Annotated in this window: 5 protein-coding genes and 1 pseudogene; 4 read left to right on the top strand and 2 right to left on the bottom strand. The window is 67.2% G+C overall.

What is annotated here, in order from left to right; all coding sequences use genetic code 11:
- Window positions 1–488 precede the first annotated feature (488 nt).
- Window positions 489–1,277: a hypothetical protein gene (locus K228_RS0124200; protein ID WP_018586454.1), complete on the top strand. Its 789-nt coding sequence runs from the start codon at window positions 489–491 to the stop codon at window positions 1,275–1,277.
- 147 nt (window positions 1,278–1,424) lie between these two features.
- On the opposite strand, the gene K228_RS26230 is transcribed toward K228_RS0124200, so the two are convergent.
- On the bottom strand, window positions 1,425–1,709 hold the full coding sequence (locus K228_RS26230; RefSeq protein WP_155251634.1) for a hypothetical protein: 285 nt from the start codon (window positions 1,707–1,709) through the stop codon (window positions 1,425–1,427).
- Between the two features lie 25 nt (window positions 1,710–1,734).
- Between K228_RS26230 and K228_RS0124190 the strand changes: the two genes are divergently transcribed.
- The 3 genes from K228_RS0124190 to K228_RS0124180 all read left to right on the top strand — a co-directional run bounded on the left by K228_RS0124190 (window position 1,735) and on the right by K228_RS0124180 (window position 3,232).
- Window positions 1,735–2,031 (top strand): pyridoxamine 5'-phosphate oxidase family protein, encoded by a 297-nt coding sequence (locus K228_RS0124190; RefSeq protein ID WP_025620687.1) that lies wholly within the window; start codon window positions 1,735–1,737, stop codon window positions 2,029–2,031.
- Window positions 2,032–2,293: 262 nt separating this feature from the next.
- The gene (locus K228_RS30310) at window positions 2,294–2,701 is read left to right on the top strand and encodes a hypothetical protein (RefSeq protein ID WP_018797338.1); all 408 of its coding nucleotides are present in this window, start codon (window positions 2,294–2,296) and stop codon (window positions 2,699–2,701) included.
- A 42-nt stretch (window positions 2,702–2,743) separates the two neighbouring features.
- Complete coding sequence (locus tag K228_RS0124180; protein ID WP_342667142.1) at window positions 2,744–3,232, top strand: HAD domain-containing protein; 489 nt, start codon at window positions 2,744–2,746, stop codon at window positions 3,230–3,232.
- A gap of 111 nt (window positions 3,233–3,343) precedes the next feature.
- On the opposite strand, the pseudogene K228_RS29930 reads toward K228_RS0124180, so the two are convergent.
- Window positions 3,344–3,528, bottom strand: a pseudogene (locus K228_RS29930) (hypothetical protein); the annotation flags it as partial.

Genomic DNA, 3,528 nt, shown 5'->3' with positions numbered 1-3,528 from the left:
CTTCCGACGCCAGCACCAAGCCCAAGCCAAGATCGGTCACTACGCCCGACAATCTCTCACCGAGCCCTGAAACGGATCTCCTGCTGGAGTACTAAGCGGTTGCCATGGCTAGCTCCCCCGACACGACTGTCCAACATCTCGTCGACGAATGCCGGCGGCGTGTCCCCTACTCCGCGGGGCCGAGCAGTGAGCCACGTTCATGGTGGGTAGCGGGCGCCTCGACGGCTTGGACGACGAGGATGGCCTGCCCGATCGGCGCGGTGTGGCGGGGACAGCGTTCAAGATCGCTACCTGGACTACCGACTTCTGCAACCGGCACCGCCGCCACTCCGCTTACGACGGCCGCTCGCCAGTCGACTTCGAACGACCAACGACACGAGCCCTGGAGACTCAAGCCGCATATCGGCCTCACGGCACGCTTCCAGGGGATTTGACACATTGTCAGACATCGCGTGATGATGGCAGGCCGGACGAGGGGAGTCGATATTTTGGGTGCCATCACACGCCGGTCCCTGTTGGCCGCCGGCGCGACAGGACTGCTGGCCACGATTGCCGGGGCGTCACCGGCGCTGGCGCTGACCGGATCGGTCGGGCCGATCCCGCCGTCATTGGTGACCAAGTACAGTCTGGACACCCGGTGGTACGGCAAGTACGTCGACGCATGGGGGCTGCCGCTCTTCGGTCCGCACCACCTGCAGGACGAGACCCTGGTGCGGATGCGGAACCAGCTCGGGACCTTGCTGTGGACCTACCCGTACTGGCCCGTGCACGAGTTGAACCGGCAGAATGTCCGCCTCGTGGTCGTCGCCCGAGGTGAGCGCATGAGCGCGATTCCCGAGGTGTACCAGCAGTTCGGCACGAGCATGGACGACCGGTACTGGGCCGGATTCGGTGCCACCCCCTCCTTCCCGCTGTCGACCTGCACCGAGAGCAACGTGCTGGACAACCAGGGACGGGCGAATCTGTTCGTGCACGAGTTCGGACACACCCTGCATCTGATGGCCCTGCAGAACATCGACCCCGCGATGTCCCCCGAGTTGTCCAATGCCTGGAGCAACGCCCGCGCCAGCGGTCTGTGGACGAACACGTACGCGGGAACGGACATTAAGGAGTACTTCGCCGAGGGTATCCAGAGCTACTTCGGAGTGAACTACCCCGGACCACCCGGCGGCGACGGCGTGCACAACGACATCAACACGCGGACGAAGTTGCAGGCCTACGACCGGCCCCTGTTCAACCTCTTCGAGCGCATCTACCGAGGCGCAGTGCTGCCGTAGCGACGGAGCCACCGTTCACATCGCTGCGGTCGACGAGTGGCTGTGACTGACGTCGACGCAGACCCCAGAGGGCCTGTCGAGTGGTCCGGCAGTAGATCGTTTTCGGGCGGTGAGTCGTGTGCTCGAAGTCGCGGCGATCTGATGTGATCAGGCGGGGCGGGCACTTTCGAGAGTGCCGCCCGCAGCCTCGGCCTCGTAGGCCGACTGCAGCTCGGCGAAGACCGACGGGGTTCCGGGTGGGCGGGGGATGCCGAGGTGCTGTTCGCTCAGCTCGTCCATGAAGCGGTCCCATAGTTCGGGGCCGCCCTGCTCAAGCAGCTCGGCGCGCACGGAGAGCTCGTGGCTGGCCGGCAGGTGCAGCCGGCCCCACGAGCCGAGCGCGGCCATCACCGGGACGAGCTGCACGCCCGACTCGGTGAGGCTGTAGCGGATCTTCTGGCGATGGGTCGCGTCGTCCGTGCGATCTCAGGTCAACCCGCACGTGCTGATGCTCGCCGGCGACACTGCCTGGGACAGCGGCCTCGACCTGGCCGTCGCCGGAACCGCCGCGCCGGTCACCGACGACGCCCTGTTGCACCGGCTCGCCGAGCTCTACCGTGAACGCTGGGACGGCCGCTGGCAGCTCGACGTGCGCGACGGCGGGCTCGCCGCGCACGTCCCCGGCGCCAGCCCGGTCATGTTCGAGGTGACGCCCGACCGGGCGTACGGCCACGACAAGGGCGACCCGTTCGGCCAGACCAACTACCGCTACTGAAAGGGCACGATAAAGTTCCTGCTCACCGACTCCGGCGTCAAGAACCCGAGCATCCACGCCGCACTGCTCGACCTGCTCGGCAAGCCGATCGAGGAATGTGACGCGCTCGCCACCCCGACCGCGTCGTACAGCCACCCATGGGCCAAGCCCGCTGGGGCGACGTTCTGCTGGTCAACGGCGGCGACGCGCTCTACCTCGCCCACTGGATGCGCGAGTCCGGCCTACTTGACCTGCTCTGTCCACTCTCGGTGACAAGATCTACGTGGGCTTCAGCGCCGGCAGCATGGTGCTGGCCCCACGCATCGGCGATGGCTTCGTTGGCTGGAACCCCACCGGCGGCGACACCGCGCTCGGCATCGTCGGCTTCTCGACCTTCCCGCGCCTCGAGGTGTCCGACTGCCCCGAGAACAGCACGGCCGCCGCAGAGAAGTGGGCGGCCGAGATCGGCGTCCCGGCCTACGCGACCGACGACCAGACCGCCATCAAAGTCGTCGACGGCGTCGTCGAGGTCCTCTCCGAGGGTCACTGGCTGCGCTACATCAAAGGCAAGGGCTTCCTCCGACAGGAGTGGACCACGCCGACGCCGGCTACCGGGCAGTCTTCCTGCCCCGATTCGCCGTCGACGAATGGCCTTGGCACAAGCGCACAGAGGCAGCCGTTGGCGGGGTGAGGGCTAGCCTCTTGGGTCATGTCCGCCCCTGCACCGTGTCCCTTGCTGTTCCTCGACGTGGATGGAACCCTCATCCCGCTCGGCACACCCACGGCGGCTCAGCCGGGCATGCCGCATGGCCACACCCCGGCACCGGCCCTACCGGCGGACGCCCATCCTCTGCTGCACAAGATCGATCCGGAACACGGCCGCCGGCTGGAGGCCCTGCCGTGTGATCTGGTGTGGGCGACGACCTGGACGAGCGACGCGAACGACGTGCTCGCGCCGCTACTCGGGCTACCGACCCTGACTGTCGTGGACTGGCCCGACGCCGACGAGATAGGCCCCCTGCACTGGAAGACCCGTGGGCTCGTCGAATGGGCGCAGGGACGCCCCTTCGTCTGGGTCGACGACGAGATCTCCCACGCCGATCAACAGTGGGTATCGACTCATCACCACGGCCTGGCCCTGCTGCATCAGGTCGATCCACGCCGCGGGCTGACCGAGCACGACTTCACTGTCATCGGGAGCTGGCTCAGGCGGACGCGGTAGGGCGACCTCGATGCCGGCACCAGTCGCCGTGCTTGGCGGGCTGTCTGGCCACTCGGGACCGACGTTGACGAACGGTGCGCCGGAACGGCACCGATAGCCGGCTGAGCTGCTCTACGGGGGCGGAACGTTCGGTAGCAGGTCGTCGTCGCGTCCGGTCTGGGGTAGCCCAGCCACAGCGGCGATGGTCTTGACGGCCTCGTCCCGGCCGGTCACCGGGTTGAACGGGCAACCCAGCCGGGCCAGTTCCCACTGTTCACAGCGTCGGACCCACTCCGCGATCGCGGTCAGCGAGTTGT

The sequence above is a fragment of the Salinispora cortesiana genome (assembly GCF_000484695.1).
GTDB classification, from domain to species: domain Bacteria; phylum Actinomycetota; class Actinomycetes; order Mycobacteriales; family Micromonosporaceae; genus Micromonospora; species Micromonospora cortesiana.
Note: the sequence above shows the minus strand (reverse complement) of the source record. Positions and strands in the feature narration are given on the sequence as shown.